The sequence below is a fragment of the Streptomyces sp. NBC_01476 genome (genome assembly GCF_036227265.1).
GTDB lineage: Bacteria > Actinomycetota > Actinomycetes > Streptomycetales > Streptomycetaceae > Actinacidiphila.
This window is the reverse complement of sequence record NZ_CP109446.1, coordinates 943,029-959,037: the sequence shown is the minus strand read 5'-3', so window position 1 is coordinate 959,037 and position 16,009 is coordinate 943,029. Positions and strand designations below refer to the sequence as shown.

The 16,009-nt window shown below is 75.0% G+C and carries 14 protein-coding genes; 6 read left to right on the top strand and 8 right to left on the bottom strand.

Annotated features, from left to right (window positions below; all coding sequences use genetic code 11):
- Positions 1-452: 452 nt before the first annotated feature.
- From OG552_RS04215 to OG552_RS04200, 4 genes are read left to right on the top strand one after another with little or no spacing between them, the layout of a single operon-like run.
- A complete protein-coding gene (locus OG552_RS04215) occupies positions 453-1,625 on the top strand; it encodes a polyprenyl synthetase family protein (RefSeq protein ID WP_329129699.1) in 1,173 nt (390 codons plus the stop codon).
- Positions 1,622-3,163: a phytoene desaturase family protein gene (gene crtI, locus OG552_RS04210; protein ID WP_329129697.1), complete on the top strand. Its 1,542-nt coding sequence runs from the start codon at positions 1,622-1,624 to the stop codon at positions 3,161-3,163. Before OG552_RS04215 ends, crtI begins: the two co-directional genes overlap by 4 nt.
- Positions 3,164-3,168: 5 nt before the next feature.
- Complete coding sequence (locus OG552_RS04205) at positions 3,169-4,161, top strand: phytoene/squalene synthase family protein (RefSeq protein ID WP_329129696.1); 993 nt, start codon at positions 3,169-3,171, stop codon at positions 4,159-4,161.
- The gene (locus OG552_RS04200) at positions 4,158-5,135 is read left to right on the top strand and encodes a DUF5914 domain-containing protein (protein WP_329129694.1); all 978 of its coding nucleotides are present in this window, start codon (positions 4,158-4,160) and stop codon (positions 5,133-5,135) included. The genes OG552_RS04205 and OG552_RS04200 overlap by 4 nt, the downstream gene beginning before the upstream one ends.
- A 13-nt stretch (positions 5,136-5,148) precedes the next feature.
- Here the strand turns inward: OG552_RS04200 and OG552_RS04195 are convergent, their stop codons facing one another.
- From OG552_RS04195 to OG552_RS04180, 4 genes are all read right to left on the bottom strand, one after another.
- Positions 5,149-6,702, bottom strand: a complete 1,554-nt coding sequence (locus OG552_RS04195; RefSeq protein WP_329129693.1) for an FAD-dependent oxidoreductase — start codon at positions 6,700-6,702, stop codon at positions 5,149-5,151.
- Complete coding sequence (locus OG552_RS04190; protein WP_329129691.1) at positions 6,699-7,409, bottom strand: class I SAM-dependent methyltransferase; 711 nt, start codon at positions 7,407-7,409, stop codon at positions 6,699-6,701. The genes OG552_RS04195 and OG552_RS04190 overlap by 4 nt, the downstream gene beginning before the upstream one ends.
- A complete protein-coding gene (locus tag OG552_RS04185) occupies positions 7,387-8,700 on the bottom strand; it encodes a lycopene cyclase family protein (protein ID WP_329129690.1) in 1,314 nt (437 codons plus the stop codon). Before OG552_RS04185 ends, OG552_RS04190 begins: the two co-directional genes overlap by 23 nt.
- A gap of 173 nt (positions 8,701-8,873) precedes the next feature.
- A complete protein-coding gene (locus OG552_RS04180) occupies positions 8,874-9,074 on the bottom strand; it encodes a hypothetical protein (protein WP_329129689.1) in 201 nt (66 codons plus the stop codon).
- A gap of 162 nt (positions 9,075-9,236) precedes the next feature.
- Here OG552_RS04180 and OG552_RS04175 point away from each other — a divergent pair, with 162 nt between their 5' ends.
- On the top strand, positions 9,237-10,208 hold the full coding sequence (locus tag OG552_RS04175) for a YihY/virulence factor BrkB family protein (RefSeq protein WP_329129688.1): 972 nt from the start codon (positions 9,237-9,239) through the stop codon (positions 10,206-10,208).
- Between the two features lie 101 nt (positions 10,209-10,309).
- The gene (gene corA / locus OG552_RS04170; protein ID WP_329129687.1) at positions 10,310-11,296 is read left to right on the top strand and encodes a magnesium/cobalt transporter CorA; all 987 of its coding nucleotides are present in this window, start codon (positions 10,310-10,312) and stop codon (positions 11,294-11,296) included.
- Positions 11,297-11,332: 36 nt separating this feature from the next.
- Here the strand turns inward: corA and OG552_RS04165 are convergent, their stop codons facing one another.
- The 4 genes from OG552_RS04165 to OG552_RS04150 form a co-directional block, all read right to left on the bottom strand.
- A complete protein-coding gene (locus tag OG552_RS04165; RefSeq protein WP_329129685.1) occupies positions 11,333-13,690 on the bottom strand; it encodes a glycoside hydrolase family 65 protein in 2,358 nt (785 codons plus the stop codon).
- Positions 13,687-14,442: a beta-phosphoglucomutase family hydrolase gene (locus OG552_RS04160; RefSeq protein WP_329129682.1), complete on the bottom strand. Its 756-nt coding sequence runs from the start codon at positions 14,440-14,442 to the stop codon at positions 13,687-13,689. The genes OG552_RS04165 and OG552_RS04160 overlap by 4 nt, the downstream gene beginning before the upstream one ends.
- A gap of 100 nt (positions 14,443-14,542) precedes the next feature.
- The gene (locus OG552_RS04155; RefSeq protein WP_329129681.1) at positions 14,543-15,208 is read right to left on the bottom strand and encodes an NAD(P)H-binding protein; all 666 of its coding nucleotides are present in this window, start codon (positions 15,206-15,208) and stop codon (positions 14,543-14,545) included.
- Between the two features lie 68 nt (positions 15,209-15,276).
- Positions 15,277-15,912: an NAD(P)-dependent oxidoreductase gene (locus OG552_RS04150; protein WP_329129680.1), complete on the bottom strand. Its 636-nt coding sequence runs from the start codon at positions 15,910-15,912 to the stop codon at positions 15,277-15,279.
- Positions 15,913-16,009 lie beyond the last annotated feature (97 nt).

Here is a 16,009-nt window from a genome sequence, read left to right as displayed (position 1 = left end):
CACCCGTCCGGCCACGCCCGGGGCGCGGCGCCCGGCGGGCCGGGACAGCCTGGGAACTGCGGGCCGGCGGTGGCCGGCCCACGCCGGGGCAGGCGGCAGCGACCGGAGCGGAGAGGAAGGGTGCGGGACTGTGGACTCCACCCACCGGCGGGCAGCCGTCACCGCGCCGCGGCCGGACCGGGACGCGCGGCACGCGGGGATTCCGGCCGGGCGCCGTCGAGCCGGCTCCCGCCGCCGGCCGTACGAAGGAGCGGAGTGAGCGCCGGCCGGCCGCTGCGACGGCCAGGCGAGCGCGTCCCCGCGACGAGAGGACACGTCATGCGCCGTCCCCGGCTGAGCGGCACGGCCCTCCGGGGCCGCACCGAGGCGGTCGCGCCCGTGTGCCGCCCCGGCCGCCACCGCACCGGCCCGGGTGCCGGAGCCTGCGGCCCGGCCACGGCGGGGGACCGCCGGTGACCGCCCCGTCGCGGTATCCCGCCGCCGTGCAGCCGGTGGGGTCACGGACCGACGAGGACGTGGCCGGCGCGGTGGAGCGGGTACTGGCCGAGGTGTTCCGGGACCGGCGCGCGGAGGCGGCCGCGGTCGACCCGGTCTTCGCCGGGCACATCGCCCGGCGGCTTGCCGACTTCGCCCTGGACGGCGGGGCCCGCCGCCGGCCCGCCCTGGTGTGGTGGGGGTGGCGCGCCTGCGGCGGGCTCGGCGGCCCGGAGAGCGTACGGTCCGTGCTGGAGGTCGCCGCCTCGCTGGAACTGATCCAGTGCGCCGCACTGATCCACGACGACGTGATGGACGGCTCGGCGGTCCGCCGCGGGCAGCCGGCCGTGCATGTGGACCTCGCCGACCGCTACGGCGGCGCCGAACCGCCCGGGCCGCTCACCGCGCGGGCCGCGGCGCCCTTCGGCTGGTCCGCGGCCGTCCTGGTCGGCGACCTCGCGCTCGCCTGGGCCGACGACATGATCGCCGACGCGGACCTCACGCTCGCCGCCCGCTACCGGCTGCAGCAGGTGTGGCGGGCGATGCGCACCGAGATGGTGGCCGGCCAGTACCTGGACCTGCAGGCCCAGGTGACCGGCTCCCGCTCGCCGGCCCGGGCGATGCGGATCGCCTACCTCAAAAGCGCCCGCTACTCGGTGGAACGCCCGCTCGCGCTGGGCGCCGCCCTCGCCGGGGCGGACGCCGCCACCCGCCGGGCGCTGCGCGACGCCGGCCTCTGCGCGGGCCTCGCCTTCCAGCTCCGCGACGATCTGCTCGGCGTCTTCGGCGACCCGCTGCGTACCGGCAAACCGGCCGGCGACGACATCCGCGAGGGCAAGGTCACCTATCTGGTGACCACCGCCCGCCGGCTCGCCCGGCAGAACCCGGCGGCGCTGCGGGTGCTCGACACCGCCCTGGGCGACCGCGAACTGACCCCGGCCGCCCTCGACCGGGTCCGCGAGGTACTGGTCAGCACCGGCGGCAGACGGTACGTCGAAGCCCGGATCGACCGGCTGGCCGACGCCTGCCGGACCCGGCTGCGTGCGGTCCGGCTCGAACCGGCCGCCAGGGAACGGCTGCTGGCGGTCCTGGAGGACGCGGCGGGACGCACCGGTCAGCAGCAGAACCGCCCCGGCGGAGGCCCCGGATGAGAACGGTCCCCGGCCCCACAGGGCACACCGTCGTCGTCGGCGCCGGCCTCTCCGGGCTCGCCGCCGCCCTGCATCTGCTCGGCGCGGGGCGCCGGGTCACCGTGGTGGAGCGCGCCGCGCAGCCCGGCGGGCGGGCCGGCCGGATCGAACAGGGCGGCTACCACTTCGACACCGGGCCCACCGTGCTCACCATGCCGGACCTGCTGGAGGAGCCGCTGGCAGCGGTCGGCCGGACACTGCGGGACCACCTGGAGCTGATCGAACTCCACCCCGCCTACCGCGCCAGGTTCGCCGACGGCAGCAGCCTCGATGTGCACACCCGCGCCGAGGAGATGGAAGAGGCGGTCCGCGCCTTCGCCGGACCCGCCGAGGCGGCCGGCTACCGGCGGCTGCGCGGCTGGCTGGAAGCCCTCTACCGCGCCCAGTTGCGCCACTTCATCGACACCAACTTCGACTCGCCGCTGCAACTCCTCCACCCCGACCTCGCCCGGCTGGCCGCCCTGGGCGGCTTCGGCCGCCTCGACGCCGGGATCGGCCGCCACCTCCACGACGAGCGGCTGCGCCGGGTCTTCTCCTTCCAGGCGCTGTACGCGGGGGTGCCGCCGGCCCGCGCGCTGGCCGCGTACGCCGTGATCGCCTACATGGACACCGTCGCCGGCGTCTACTTCCCGCGCGGCGGCATGCACGCCGTCCCCCGGGCACTGGCCGGCGCGGCCGAGGCGGCCGGCGCGGACTTCCGCTACCGGCAGGAGGTGACCGGCCTGGAGCAGCGCTCCGGCCGGGTCACCGCGGTGCTCACCGCACACGACCGCATCCCCTGCGACGCGGTGGTCCTCAGCTGCGAACTCCCGCACGCCTACCGGCTGCTGGGCCGGACCCCGCGCCGCCCGGTGCGGCTGCGCCGCTCGCCGTCCGCGGTGGTCCTGCACGCGGGCACCGACCGCACCTGGCCCGAACTGGCCCATCACACCATCTCCTTCGGGGCCGCGTGGGAGCAGACCTTCGAGGAACTCACCTCCTCGGGACAGCTGATGACCGACCCCTCACTGCTCATCACCCGGCCCACCACCCACGACCCGGACCTCGCGCCCCCCGGCCGTCATCTGCACTACGTCCTGGCGCCCTGCCCCAACACCGACATCGGCCCCGGCCCGGCGGACTGGCGTGAACTCGGCCCGGGCTACCGGGACTCGATCCTGACCGAACTGGAAAAGCGCGGCCTGGCCGGGCTCGGCGCCGCCATCGAGCAGCAGCGCCTGGTCACCCCCGCCGACTGGTCCGACCAGGGGCACGCCGCCGGCACGCCCTTCTCCCTGGCCCACACCTTCGCGCAGACCGGCCCGTTCCGCCCCGCCAACCTGGTCCGCGGCGCCGACAACGTGGTGCTGGCCGGCTGCGGCACGACCCCCGGGGTGGGCGTACCGACCGTCCTGATCTCCGGGAAGCTCGCCGCCGCCCGCATCACCGGGGCGCCGCCCCGGCGCCGCCTGCCCGGACGTCCGGTCCGCACCCGGCCACCGGCCGCCGACGAGGGATAACGCGCATGCCCCGACACGAACTCGACGCCGCCGGAATCCACGACCCCGCGCTGCGGGCCGACTATCTGGCCTGCCGGCTGCTCAACTCCCGCCACGGCCGGACGTACTTCCTCGCCACCCGGCTGCTGCCCGCCGCCCGCCGCCCCGCCGTGCACGCGCTCTACGGCTTCGCCCGCCGGGCCGACGACATCGTGGACGACCTCGGCAGCGGCGCCACCGCCGCCGAGCGGGAAGCCGCCCTCACCGGACTCGGCCGCCGGCTCGACCGCTGCCTGCACGGCGAACCCGGCACCGAACCGGTGGTGCGGGCACTGGCGCACACCGCCGCCTCCTACGGCATCGCCCACCGGTACTTCACCGACTTCATGGCCTCGATGCGGGCCGACCTGCACGTCACCGACTACCCGGCCTTCGCCGACCTGCGCGCCTACATGCACGGCTCGGCCGCCGTCATCGGCCTGCAGATGCTCCCGGTACTCGGTCATGTCGTCCCCCGCGAGGAGGCCGAGCCGCACGCCGCCGCGCTCGGGATCGCCTTCCAGCTCACCAACTTCCTGCGGGACGTGGGCGAGGACCTCGACCGCGGCCGGGTCTATCTGCCCGCCGACCTGCTCGCCGCGCACGGGGTCGACCGGGCCCGTCTGGAGTGGAGCCGCGGCACCGGCCGCCGCGACCGCCGGATCACCGCCGCGCTCGCCGACTTCGCCGCCCTGACCCGCGGCTTCTACCACCGGGCACTGCCCGGCATCCCGATGCTCGACCCGGTGGCCCGGCCCTGCGTCCGGACCGCGTGCGTGCTGTACGGCGGCATCGTCACCGCGGTGGCGGACGACGGCTACGCGGCCTTGCACCGGCGCTCCGCGGTGCCCCGGCGGGTACGCGCCTCGGTGGCGCTGGACGGCCTGGTCCGGGTCGGCGCGGCCCGGCTGCGGGCCGCCCGGGCCGCCGAACCGCCCGGCACGGGAGGGCCGTTCGCCCTGGCGGAGGCTGCCGCATGATCCGGATCCCGCTCAGCTTGCGCCGGGGTGCGGTCCGGTGGGAGGAGCAGCGACCCACCTGGCAGGACGCCAGACCCGCGCTGATCGCGGCGGCCCTGAAGCGCGCCCAGGACCGCCCGTCCGGCAACTGGTACGTGCTCGGTGCGTCCAGCGCGGTCACCGCCGACCGCCCCTTCGGCCGTACCGTCGCCGGCGCCGAGGTGGTGGCCTGGCGCGACGCCCGCGGCCGGCTGGTCGCGGGGCCCGGCGCCTGCCCGCACCTGGGCGCACCCCTCAAGGACGCGGTGGTGCGCTGCGGCACCCTGCGCTGCCACTGGCACGGGCTGGCCCTGGGCGGCACCCGGCCGGTGGCCGGCTGGTCCGCCTTCCCCGCCCACGACGACGGTGTCCTGGCGTGGGTGCGGCTCGACGCGGCCGGCGGCGGGGAACCGCTGGACCGGCCGGTCGTCCCGGCCCGCCCGCAGCCTGCCGCGACCGTCGCCGCCGTCTACAGCGCCACCGGAACCTGCGAACCCGAGGATGTCGTCGCCAACCGCCTCGACCCCTGGCACGGCGCCTGGTTCCACCCCTACTCCTTCGTGGACCTCACCGTGGTGGACCCCGGGGCCGAGGACTCCTTCACCGTCCAGGTCTCCTTCAAGGTCGCCGGGCGCCTGGTGGTCCCGGTGCGGGCGGTCTTCAGCGCGCCCGAACCCCGTACCGTCGTCATGCACATCACCGACGGCGAGGGGCGCGGCTCCGCCGTCGAGACCCACGCCACCCCGCTGGGCCCCGACGGCACCGGCCGGCCGCGCACCGAGGTGACCGAAGCGGTGCTCGCCACGTCCGCCCGCCGCGGCTTCGCCGCCGCCCGCGCCGCGGCTCCCCTGCTGCGCCCGCTGATGCGGGCCGCGGCCGGGCGGCTGTGGCGCGACGACCTCGCCTACGCCGAAAGGCGCTGGGCGCTGCGCAGTTCGGGCCGCTTCCCGGGCTGAGCGGCGGCGCCGGTCAGCGGGCGGCCAGCGCGCCGAGCGCGCGCAGGGCCGCCGTCCGTCCCCGTGCCGGGACCGTCCACAGGGTCTGACCGCGCACCCCCCACCGTGCCAGCAGGGCGTTGGCGGCGAGGAAACCGGTCGTGGCGGCCCGCTCCATCAGCGCCACCGGGAGGCCGGTGCGGACCAGGTCGCCGGCCAGCATCACGCTGGGCGCCGGGGTGCGCACCCCGGGCCGGTCCCGGTAACCACCGACCGGGAAGAGCGGGCAGTCGGCGCGCCACTCGTGGCGGGCGTCGATGATCCTGGCGTCCCGGGTCTCGGGGTGGACCCGGTGCAGTTCGCCGACCAGCCGGTCCTGGAGCGCGGCGCGGTCGGCGGCCGGATCGACGGCGTAGGCGTGGAGTTCGAGCACCGAGCCGCCGGAGGCCGCCGCCCAGCGGGCCGCCTCGCCCTCCCAGGTGTGCAGGGCGCTGACGTTGTCCAGCGGGCCGTAGCCGCTGGTGCCGAGGAAGCCGGGCCGGCCGGGCTCGGTCGGGCGGTCGAGCCAGAGCCGGGAGACGAGGAACGGCGGAGCGGTACGCAGAGCGTCGATCCCGGCCCGCCAGCCGGCGTCCCCGAGGTCCGGGGACGCGGCGGCCACCGCCCGCAGGCCGGCGGTGTCCAGGGCGAGGACCACCCCGTCGTAGGTGCCGGAGCCGCCGGCGGTGCGCACCGTGGCCCGGGCGCCGTCGGCGGACGGCGTCACCGACTCGACCGCCTCCCCGCGGCGCACCTGGACGCCGTGTCCTTCCAGGTAGCCGCAGAGCGGGTCCCACAGGGCGTCGGGGAAGGGCTCGGCGGGCACGTCGAAGAGCAGGCCCTCGCTCGACCCGAGGAAGTAGATGTGGAACATCAGTGCCAGTTCGGCGGCGGACAGGTGACGCGGGTCGACGAAGAAGCTGCGGGAGAAGACCTCGAAGGCCAGGTGCCGGGCGGCCGGCGGGAAGCCGATGCGGTCAAGGAAGTCCGCGGCGCTGACCGTGTCCAGGCGGTCGTAGACGCCGGGCACCCGGACGTCCAGCAGCGGCAGCGCGGCCACCGGGTCCATGGCGGCCAGGTCGCGCAGACCGAAGCTGGGGCTGCGGGCGACGAAGCCCAGCGCGCTCCAGGGCGGGGTGCGCGGGACGCGGGCGAAGCTGTCGCGCGGTCCCGCGCTGTGCTGGAGCGGATAGTCCGGCAGCGGGGTGAGCATGCTCAGCCCCGGGTCGACACGGCGCAGCAGTCCGCGCAGGTTGTAGTACTGGCGGAAGAAGGCGTGGAAGCCGCGGCTCATCGTCGCGGCCGAGCCGTCCGCGAGCACCGTCCGCCAGCCGCTGAGCCGGCCGCCGAGCTCCGTCCCGCGCTCGAAGAGCACCACCCGCACGCCGCGTTCGGCGAGTGCGGTGGCCGCCGCGAGCCCGGCGATGCCGCCGCCCGCCACCGCGACCCGCGGGGGCCCTGCCGGGTCGGCCCGGGGGCGCCCGGGAGCGGCGGGCAGCACCTCGGCCCGCCGGTCGCGGCCCCTGCGGGCGCCCGCGGGGGCGGTCACCGGGGCGTCCGGCCGAGGAAGGTGTGCACGATGCCGGTCTGCCAGCCGGGCATCGGCAGCGCACGTACCGCCTCGAAACCGGCCGCAGCCAGCCGTCCGGCGAAGGCCGGCGCGGTGTCGAACTCCAGCACACTGCGCCGCAGATACCGGTACAGCTCCCGGTCGCCGCTGAGCGCCCCGGCCGGCTGCACCACCGTCGAGCAGACCGTGTTCCACACCGCGCGGTGCACCGGCCGGCCGCTGAGGGTGTACTCGTGGACCGCGAGCCGCCCGCCAGGCGCCAGCAGTTCCCGTACCGCGCCGAGCACCGCGTCGGGGTCGGTGACATTCCGGAAGAGGTAGGCGGCAAGTGCCCCGTCGAAGGGGCCCTCCACCCCGGCCCCGGCGAGCAGTTCCACCGGCGCGTGCACGAAGCGCACCCCCGGCGGCCACCGCTTGGCCCGCGCCCCGGCCAGCATGCCGAGCGAGGCGTCCACCGCGGTGATCCGGGCCCGGGGCGCCACCGCGAGCAGCGCCGCGGTGGAGGCGCCGGTGCCGCACCCCAGGTCGAGCAGGTGCAGCCCCGCGCCGCCGCCGGGCAGCCGCAGCCGCCGCGCGGACCGGCGCAGGCCGGCGTGGTAGCCGGGGTTGAAGGCGGTCAGCCGGTCGTAGCCGGCCGCGGCGTGGTCGAAGGCGGCGGACAGTTCACGGTCGCGCAGCAGCGTCATGTCCCGGTCCCTTCTCGGTGGCGGTGGCGGTGGCGGTGGCGGTGGCGGTGGCGGTGGCGGTGGCGGTGGTGGTGGCGGCGGTGCCGGTGCCGGTCGCGTGCGGGGCGCCCGGACCCCGGCGGGGCAGCCGGGGCAGCTCCAGCACGGTGCGCAGCATGGGCAGTACGGGGGTGCGCAAGCCGATGGCGATGTCCTCGGCGATCCGGGTGCGGCCGTCGAGGAAGCGCAGCAGCCGCGCCGGCGGCACCCGGGAGAAGAGCCGGACGAAGAAGTCCGCGCCGTCCACCCGGCCGGTGTCCAGGGCCCGCAGCAGCGCCGCGTCCATGGCCAGCGCGCGGGCCGGGTACGCGGGCGGCGGGGCGGGGTCGCGCCCGGCGGCCAGCGCGGCGGCGACCGCACCGGCCTGCCGCTGCGCCGCGGCGAAGGTGTAGCCGGTGGCCGGCCGGGTGGCGCCGCCCGCGGTGCCGATCCGGAAGACCCGGGCGCCGGCCCGGCGCGGGAAACGGGCGTCGGTCATCGGGATCACACCCTGCTCGGTGGCGGTGATCCGCAGCCCGGACAGGCCCAGCACGTCCCCGGCGTAATGGCGCAGCGCGGCCTCGTAGCCGGCGTCGTCGAGCGGCGCCGGCGAGAACTCGGTGTACTCCACCAGCGCCTCACGGGCGGTCAGCGGCAGCAGGTAGCCGAAGGAGAGCCCGCACGCGGGCTGCGGGGTCCTGAAGTCCATCAGATCCGCGACCGAGGGGTCGAAGACGGGGGAGCCACAGGTGACGAACCAGCCCCGGAAGTGCTGCAGCAGCGTGGTGCGGGCCGGCGGCAGCACCGCGGGCGGGCGGGAGTCGTACGCCCACCGGGTGCGCCACACCACCTCCCGGCCGGCCGGGTCCGTACCGCGGACCAGTACGCCGCCGGCGTCGTCGCGCACCTCCCGCACCGCCGCCTCGGCCCGCCGGACGTTCGGCGCGGTCGCCAGCCGGGCGGCCACCAGGGACTCGAAGTCCCGGGACCGCAGCATCTTGTACGTCAGGGGCGCGATCGACGCCAGGACCGGCCGGCCGTCGGCGGCACGCACCCGCAGCCGGTCCCAGCGGGCCGTCAGCACCGCGTCGTACGTGCCGCCAGGCTCCTCCCAGAAGCACCAGGTCCGCTCCGGCGGGCGCAGTTCACCGGCGGGCGCGTCGACGAGCAGCACGCTCGGGGCGCCGGTCAGGGCCGGGTCGGCGAGCCGGTGGGCCAGTGCGAGGCCGGCCGCGCCCGCACCCACCACGGCGACATCGGCGTCCCACGCCACTGCGGCTCCCTTCCGTGCCCGGAGCGCACCGCGCCGGTCCGCCCAGCATCCCGGTTCCGCGCCCGCGAGCCGCGCAGGCGGCCCGCGAGTCGTCCCGGTCGTCCGGGAGCACGTCCAGGAGCGCGTGCCGGCCGCGCACCGCACTCAGGCGCCGACGGCGGTGGCGGGGCCGGTCAGCGCACCAGCGCCCAGACCAGAGCCACGATCGCGATGATCACCACCACGCCCAGGATCGCCAGCGCGCCGGTGCGGGCACCGCGGGGTTCGGCGGCGGGCTCCTGGATGGGGACCGGGGTCGGGCCCCAGTCCGGTTCGCCCGGTCGGTCCAGGTTCGGCTCGGGTGCGGGCATCGCGGGATCGGTTCTTTCGGACATCGTCCGTCCTCCTCGGTAGGGGCGGGTCGCCCTGCCGTACCGTGTGCCCGCCGGGTGCACCGGCATTCAGGCCGAACAGCCGCCCTGGGCTGCCATGAAGCGATCCCGCGCGGGCATACACACCAAGGCGGCGACGGCCCGTTCGAAGGTGGAGGGTCAAGGGTGGGGACTGGGGAGAGCGCGGCGTCCCGGGCAGTGCGCAAGAGCGGGACCGGCCGGGAAGCGGGACATGCCCGCCGCCCGCGCCTGCGGCGGCTGACCGCCGTGTGGCGCTTCGGCCGCACCCTGGTGCGTGCGATCGCCGCGGCCTGGGACAAGGACGCCACCGAGCGGGCCGCGGCCCTGACGTACTACGCGGTGCTGGCGATCTTCCCGGCGCTGCTGATGACCGTCTCGCTGGTCGGCCTGACCGGCGGTGCATCGGAAGGCGGACTGTCCGCGGGCATCACCACGCTGCTGCCCGCCGAGTCGCGGCCGGTGGTGGCCCAGGCGCTGCAGGACATGGCCCGGGACAAGTCGGCGAGCCTGTCGCTGTCGGTGGGCGGCGGGGCCGGCGCGATCTGGTCGTCGTGCGCGTACGCCAGCGTCTTCCGGCGGGCGCTGCACCTCATGCACGGTGTCACCGACCGCCGCCCGGCCTGGCGGACCGTGCCGCGGGTGGTCTTCACCTCGGCGGCGCTGCTGGTGCTGCTGGTGGCCAGCGCCCTGTGCCTGGTGGTGACCGGCGCGCTGGCCCACCGGACCGGGGCGCTGCTGCACATGGACGACGCGGCGCTCGTCGCCTGGCGGAGCCTGCGCTGGCCGGCCCTGGTGGTGGTGGCCTCCGCGCTGGTCCTGGTGCTCTTCAGGTCCGGGCCGCGCGGCACCCGCTCGCTGCGCTCGCTCGCCCCCGGCGGCGCCCTCGCGGTGGTGCTGTGGCTCGCCACATCGGCCGGCTTCGCCGCCTACACCGCGCACCTGGGTACGTACAACCGGCTGTACGGGCCGCTGGCCGGGACCGTGGTGTTCCTGGTGTGGCTCTGGTTCTCCAATCTGGCCCTGATGGTCGGCGCCCACTTCAACGTGGAGCACTCCCGGGCCCGCGCCGCCCGGGAGCTCCCGGTTCCGGCGCCCAGAACCGTTCCGGAGGGCTGAGCACATTCCGGGGCAGGTGATCGTTGGGGGTGAGGGACGCAACGCCCCGTGCCGCGGTGCGGCCTGGTACGACTGCGCGCGGGCGCGGAAAGGATGACAGCGTGATCGTGGACTGTGCCATCTACCGGGACGGCCGCCGCGCCGAGACCCCCGGTGACCTCTCCGACGCGCTCGCGGCGTGCCGCACGTCGGGCGACGACTCGTTCATCTGGGTCGGGATGAACGAGCCGACCGCCGAGGAGTTCGACCTGCTGAGCTCGGAGTTCGGGCTGCACCCGCTGGCCGTCGAGGACGCGCTGAAGGCACACCAGCGCCCCAAGATGGAGGCCTACGAGGGCGCGCTGTTCACCGTGGTGCGGCCGCTGACCTACGACGACGCGAAGGCCACGGTCAATGCGAGCGAGCTGATGGTCTTCATCGGCGAGTCCTTCGTGGTCACCGTCCGGCACGGCCACTCCAGGATCGGCTCCCAGGTGCGGGCCCGGATGGAGGGGTCCCCCGACATCCTGCGGACCGGCCCCGTCGCGGTGCTCTACGCGGTCTGCGACGCGGTGGTGGACGCGTACCTGGACATCGCCGCGGAGCTCCAGGTCGACCTGCAGGAACTGGAGGAGCAGGTCTTCGCCCCGTCCGGCGGCGACTCCGGGCCGGTGGCGGCCGTCATCTACTCCTTCAAGCGGCAGGTGCTGGAGTTCCGCCGGGCGACCGGGCCGCTGACCGCGCCGATGAGCCGGCTCGCGGCCGGCACGGCGCCGTACGTCACCCACGAGACCAAGCCGTTCTTCCGCGACGTCGCCGATCACCTGGACCGGGCGAACGAGGCAGGGGACGGCCTGGACCGGCTGCTCTCCGACATCCTGGCCGCCCACCTCACCCAGGTCGGCGTCCGGCAGAACGACGACATGCGGAAGATCTCCGCGTGGGCCGCGATGGCCGTGGTGCCCACGATGATCGCCGGCATCTACGGCATGAACTTCGACCACATGCCGGAGCTGCACTGGGTCTGGGGCTATCCGGCGGCGCTCGGCCTGATGGCGGCGATCGTGCTGGTGCTCTACCTCATGTTCAAGCGCCGCGGCTGGTTCTGAACCCGCCGCCGGACCCGTACCGGCGCCACCAACCGCTCAGCCCGGGTGGTGGCGCCGGCGCGGGGCCCGGCCGGGCGGCTGTGTCGGCTCCGGCCGGTGCGGGTAGGCGGGCACCTTGCGCACCACCGGCCGCTCAGTGGTCAGCGTGAACGGCTCCTCGTAGTGCAGCACCTCCACCGGCGCCCCCTCGGCCAGGGTGTACGTCACGGAGGTGCCGGTGAACTCCACCCGCAGCCGCCGGCCGCGGAAGAGCAGCCGGAAGGCGACCCGGCTGAGCGCGTCGGGCAGCCGGGGCGCGAACCGGATCGAGTCGCCGTCGAAGAGCCGCATGCCGCCGAACCCCGCCACCAGCGCCGTCCAGGTGCCGGCCAGCGCCGCGATGTGCAGCCCGTCGCGGGCGTTGTCCTCCAGGTCCTCCAGGTCCATCAGCGCCGACTCGCCCAAGTAGTCGTGCGCCAGCTGGAGATGGCCGCACTCGGCGGCGATCACCGACTGGCAGTACGCCGACAGGGAGGAGTCCCTTACCGTCAGCGGCTCGTAGTAGGCGAAGTTGCGGACCTTCTCCTCCTGGGTGAAGGCGTCACCGCGCAGATACATCGCCAGCACCAGGTCGGCCTGCTTGACCACCTGCTTGCGGTACAGGTCGAAGTAGGGGTAGTTGAGCAGCAGCGGGTAGTGCTCGGGGGCGGTGCCGGCGAAGTTCCACACCTCGTGCCGGGTGTAGCCCTTGGACTGCTCGTGCACGCCCAGGTCCTTGTTGTACGGCACGGTCATCGCCGCCGCCGCGTCCCGCCAGGCCGCGGTCTCCTCGGCCTGTACCCCCAGTGCCGCCGCATGCCGGGGGTGGCGTTCGGCCGCGTCGGCCGCCGCCACCAGGTTCGCCTGCGCCATCAGGTTGGTGTAGACGTTGTCGTCGGCGACGGCGCTGTACTCGTCGGGCCCGGTCACCCCGTCGATGTGGAAGGCGCCCGCGTGGTCGTGGTGACCCAGCGAACGCCACAACCGGGCGGTCTCCACCAGCAGTTCGAGGCCGGTGTCCTTGTCGAACTCCTCGTCGCCGGTGGCCGCCACGTACCGGACCACCGCGTCGGCGATGTCCGCGTTGACGTGGAAGGCCGCGGTGCCGGCCGGCCAGTAGCTCGACGCCTCCTCGCCGGTGATGGTCCGCCAGGGGAAGGCCGCTCCTGACAGGCCCAGCTGGCGGGCCCGTTCGCGCGCCGCCGGCAGGGTGTTGTACCGCCAGCGCAGCACCTCGGAGGCGGCCCGCGGCGAGGTGAAGGTGAGCAGCGGCAGGACGAAGGTCTCGGCGTCCCAGAAGGTGTGCCCGTCGTAGCCGGAGCCGGTCAGCCCCTTCGCCGGGATGGCCCGCTCCTCGGCCCGGGCGCCGGTCTGCAGCACATGGAAGAGCCCGAAGCGGACCGCCTGCTGGATCTCGGTGTCGCCGTCCACCTCGACGTCGGCGCGCTCCCAGAAGTCGTCCAGATAGGCGCGCTGCTGGTCCAGCAGGCCCTGCCAGCCGGTGTCCCGGGCACCGACCAGCGCCGCGTCCGCCTGATCGCGCAGCGCCGGCAGCGAACGGGTCGCCGACCAGCCGTACGCCACGAACTTCTCCAGACCCAGCTTCTCGCCCGGGTTCAGCACCGCGGTCACGGTCAGCCGGCTGATGTCGTCACCGGACTCGGCCGAGATCTTGGTCCCGTCCGGGCCGTGGACCTGGTGGTCGGCCGCGGTCGCCACCCGCAACTGGCTGCGCACGGTGGAGTGCACCAGCCGCAGCCGGGTGCCGAAGGCCTGATTCTCCTCGGCGCGCAGCGGCGACTCCAGCGCGGCCGCCACCCGGGGGTCGCCGGCCACCCGCGGGATCTCCTCGTTGGCGATCAGCTCCGACTGCACGACCACCCGGACCTGCTCGTCCACCGGCTCGACCTCGTAGGAGATCGCCGCCACCGCGCGCTGCTGGAAGGAGACCATCCGGGTGGAGCGGACCCGGATCGCCCGGCCGGCCGGCGACACCCACTCGCAGACCCGGCGCAGCACCCCGGCCCGCAGGTCCAGCTCCCGCTCGTGCATACGGATGGTGCCGTAGCGCAGGTCGAACGGCTCGTCGTCGACCAGCAGCCGGATCAGCTTGCCGTTGGTGACGTTGATGACCGTCTGCCCGGACTCCGGGTAGCCGTAGCCGGCCTCCGCGTACGGCAGCGGATGCAGCTCGTGCAGGCCGTTGAGATACGTGCCGGGCAGCCCGTTCGGCTCGCCCTCGTCGAGATTGCCGCGCCAGCCGATGTGGCCGTTGGAGAGCGCGAACACCGACTCGCTCTGCGGCAGCACCGCGAGGTTCAACTGGCGCTCGCGCAGCGCCCACGGCGCGACCTCGTACGCCGGATGGCTGATCACACGGTCCTCCCGAGCAGATCGGACAGATCTGTCACGACGATATCCGCACCGTGTTTACGCAGTTCCTCGGCCTGGCCGACGCGGTCCACGCCGACCACGTAGCCGAACTGCCCCTCGCGGCCTGCGTCCATGCCGACCAGGGCGTCCTCGAAGACCGCCGCCTGTCCCGGCTCGGCGCCCAGTTCACGGGCCGCGGCAAGGAAGGTGTCCGGCTTGGGCTTGCCGCGCAGCCCCTGCTCGATGGCGGTCAGGCCGTCGACCCGCACGTCCATCAGATGCTCGATGCCGGCCGAGACGAGGACGTCCTTGGTGTTGGCGCTGGACGACACCACGGCGGTGCGCAGGCCGGCCGCCCGGACCGCCTCGACATAGCGCACCGACCCCGGATACGGCTTGACGCCCTGGGTGCGGATCTTCTCCAGCACCAGGACGTTCTTGCGGTTGCCGAGGCCGTGCACCGTCTCGGCGTCCGGCGGGTCGTCCTCCTCGCCCTCGGGGAGTTCGATCCCCCGGGAGTCCAGGAAGCTGCGCACCCCTTCGGCGCGGGGCCGGCCGTCCACATAGTGGTCGTAGTCCTCGCCGGCGTCGAACGGCCGGAAACGCTCCTCACCGCGCCCGCCGTCGCGCCGCCGCAGGAACTCGTCGAACATCTCCTTCCACGCCGCGGCGTGGATCAGGGCCGTCGGTGTCAGCACACCGTCGAGGTCGAACAGGCAGACACGCACGTCGCCGGGCAGGCCGATCTCCGTCATGACGCTGCATCTGCCCCGTTCCGCGGCCCGGCATGCGGTCCTGGCGGGAAGAACGCCCGACTCGCCGAATCGTCACTTCTCGGCCATCGCTCCGCATCCATCAGGCACCCAGCCGGTTGATGTCCGGGCTGTGCAGGATGTGCGGGCCGCCGCCGTCCAGCCGGACCACCGCCAGCATCGCGCGTCCCAGACGGTCGGTGGTGGTGACATGGCGGGGCACCACCCGGCGCAGCACCGGGTAGAGCCACGAGGTGAGCGCGTACAGCACCCGGTACCAGCGGGTGCGGGAGGTCTCGCCGTTCACCGGCTGGATCCAGCCCGGGCGGAACATGTACGCCCGCATGTCCATCGACAGCAGCGCGTTCTCGGTACGGCCCTTGATCCGGGCCCACGCCGACCGGCCGCGCTCACTGCTGTCGGTGCCCTCACCCGAGACATAGGTGAAGGTCAGCTCGGGGCTGCCGGCGGTGACGGCGCGGGCGGCGGCCAGCGCGTAGTCGTAGGTCAGCCGCTGGTACTCGGCCTCGGCGCGGCCCGCCGAGGAGACCCCGAGGCAGTAGAAGCAGGCGTCCGCGCCGGTCAGCTCGCCGGCCACGGCCGAGAAGTCGGTGAAGTCGTCGTGCAGGACCTCCCGCAGTTTCTCGGCGGATCGTTTCAGCGGGCGTCTGACCACCGCCACCACCTCGGTCACCCCCGGGTCCAGCAGACAGGCCCGCAGCACCCCTTGGCCCACCATGCCCGAACCACCGAAGACGATCACTTTCACCGCGGCCTCCCCGCACTCGCCGTCCCCCGGACCCCGCCGGGAAGCGGGGCCACCGGGGACAGTCTGCCTCAGCCGGTGATCATCGCGATCTTGTACGGGTAGGCCGGGGCGCCGGCTTCGCGGAGCATGAAGTCCGCGACGTCCGCCCGGGAGACCCGCGGCAGCCCGGTCAGCTTCAGATGCTCACCGGTCCGGTAGGTCCGCGTGCGGGGGCCGTTGGTCATCATCACCGGGTAGACCAGGGTCCACTCCAGGCCGCCGGCGCGCAGCGCCGCCTCGCCCGCGGCCTTGTCGGCGAAGACCCGGGCAAGCGGCCGGTACAGCAGCCGCAGCAGCGCCGGTGTGTCCGCGACGCTCTCACCGACCCCCAGCGACGACTGGTACACCACCCGGCGCACCCCCGTCTCGCGCATGGCCGCCACGATCACCGGGAGCGCCGCGGCGTGCACGGTGGGGGAGAGCATGCCCTGCCGGTCGCGGCTGGTGCCCAGCGTGCTGAGCACCGCGTCCTGTCCGCGCACCGCCCCGGTCACCGCCTCCTGGTCGGAGGTGACCTGGCCGACCGCGACCCGCAGCGCCGGGTGGGCGGCGGGCGCACGCAGCGGATCGCGGACGAAGGCGGTCACCTCGTGGCCCGCCGCCAGGGCCTGGGACACGACCTGGCGGCCGGTGGCGCCGCTCGCGCCGAACACGACGATCTTCACGGTGCTGCTCTCCTCGCGCGGTCGGTGATGGTGCGAGGGGAGTGACTCTACGTCAGCCCCGCACCACGGCCGGCCCGGGGCGCCGGGGCACCGGCCT

Bases quoted from the DNA above. Each gene is read 5' to 3' on its own strand.
- crtI (WP_329129697.1), top strand. From the start codon at position 1,622: ATGAGAACGGTCCCCGGCCCCACAGGGCACACCGTCGTCGTCGGCGCC.
- OG552_RS04205 (WP_329129696.1), top strand. From the start codon at position 3,169: ATGCCCCGACACGAACTCGACGCCGCCGGAATCCACGACCCCGCGCTG.
- OG552_RS04200 (WP_329129694.1), top strand. From the start codon at position 4,158: ATGATCCGGATCCCGCTCAGCTTGCGCCGGGGTGCGGTCCGGTGGGAG.
- OG552_RS04190 (WP_329129691.1), bottom strand. From the start codon at position 7,409: ATGACGCTGCTGCGCGACCGTGAACTGTCCGCCGCCTTCGACCACGCC.
- OG552_RS04180 (WP_329129689.1), bottom strand. From the start codon at position 9,074: ATGTCCGAAAGAACCGATCCCGCGATGCCCGCACCCGAGCCGAACCTG.
- OG552_RS04160 (WP_329129682.1), bottom strand. From the start codon at position 14,442: ATGACGGAGATCGGCCTGCCCGGCGACGTGCGTGTCTGCCTGTTCGAC.